Origin of the sequence: Brasilonema bromeliae SPC951, from assembly GCF_012912135.1 — a bacterium.
GTDB lineage: Bacteria > Cyanobacteriota > Cyanobacteriia > Cyanobacteriales > Nostocaceae > Brasilonema > Brasilonema bromeliae.
Genome location: NZ_QMEB01000427.1, coordinates 1 through 1,395, shown reverse-complemented (window position 1 = coordinate 1,395; position 1,395 = coordinate 1). Strand labels below are relative to the sequence as shown.

Here is a 1,395-nt window from a genome sequence, read left to right as displayed (position 1 = left end):
ACTCACTTCTTGCACCTAACCGAATAAATCCGTAAAAGGTGAATAAAGAGCGCAAAAGATAACAGTAGAAAAAAAGTCTGGATTCAGTACAATAGGGTTAATAATATAACTAATTTGAATGCACATATACATAGATAACGACAAAAACTACAAGATGCTAGGATGATGCATTCTGCCTCAACAACAGTGCGCTCGCACTCGGAAATTGGATTTGCTTAGTTGGTTCAAAACATGAGACAAAGGGCGTGAAATGTATTCATAGATTAACAAGACAATGCTTGCCCACGCCCAAGATCTAGTTTACACCTTGCAAGAATTGATGCCGACGCAGTACCAAAAAGATAACCTAGAAGCTATGCTGGCGTTATTCTTAGAAGCACAAGGACATCCATTACCGGAACACAGTCAAACAAAATCCCCAAGTGCAATCAGCCGATTCTTAAATATTAATCCTTGGTCAACCAGGGAGATGATTCGTGTTGTTCGCTCTGTAGCATTACAAACAGTTTTTCAGGCGTTAGCATCATCTGGCAAAGGAAGAAAACCATTTTTACAAGTAATAATTGACCTCACAACTTTAGAGAAGCGGGGTAAATTCCAAGAGTTTGGTGATTTAATTAGAGTTTATAATGGTAAGCGTGGTCTACATCTAGTCGTAGTTTATTTAGTAATTGGAAAGTGCCGCATTCCTTGGAATTTTCGTGTTTGGCGAGGTAAAGGAACTCCTTCCCCCGCAAAGCTTGGACTCAAACTGGTTAAACGTTTACCTCAATCTTTAACTCAACATTTTCAGACAATTATTTTAGCTGATACAGCTTTCGGCAGTGTCGAATTTCTTGAAGGTGTGCGTCGCCTTAAATATCATGCTATTACTGGCGTAGCTATTAGTCGCAAGTTATCTGATGGCAGAGTTTTACGACATTTACATCAACAGGGGCAACAAGTTCGTTTAGTTGGTTTGAAGTTCCCTGTGACCGTTTATTGGTATTACTTAAAGCGTGCCAACGGGAAACTAGAAAAGCGTTTCGTCTTGTCTACCCGTCCCATGAAAGCTTCTACTCTTAAGTGGTGGGGTAAGCGGAGGTGGCAAATCGAGGGTTGGTTTAAAATTGCAAAGCATCGCTTCGGTCTACATCGTTTTGGGCAAGGAACTCTCCTGGGTATGTATCGTTGGTTGATTCTATCACTAACTGCGTACCTCATCGCTCATTGGACTCATCTTCACCTTCAGCTAGCATCACCACCTAATTGGGGTCACGCTGCACAAACTGCCCTTGAGTCTATTTTTCCACATGTAGTTGTGTATCTTCTTTTACTTGATATTGAACGCCTTGCTCCCCTTGCACGTAGTTTTGGTTTTGACATCCATATTTCCAGGTGCAAGATGTGAGTTAA

1 pseudogene is annotated in these 1,395 nt (G+C 41.1%); it reads left to right on the top strand.

What is annotated here, in order from left to right:
• Window positions 1-274: 274 nt before the first annotated feature.
• A pseudogene (locus DP116_RS28250) lies at window positions 275-1,333 on the top strand (transposase); the annotation flags it as partial.
• Between the last annotated feature and the right edge of the window lie 62 nt (window positions 1,334-1,395).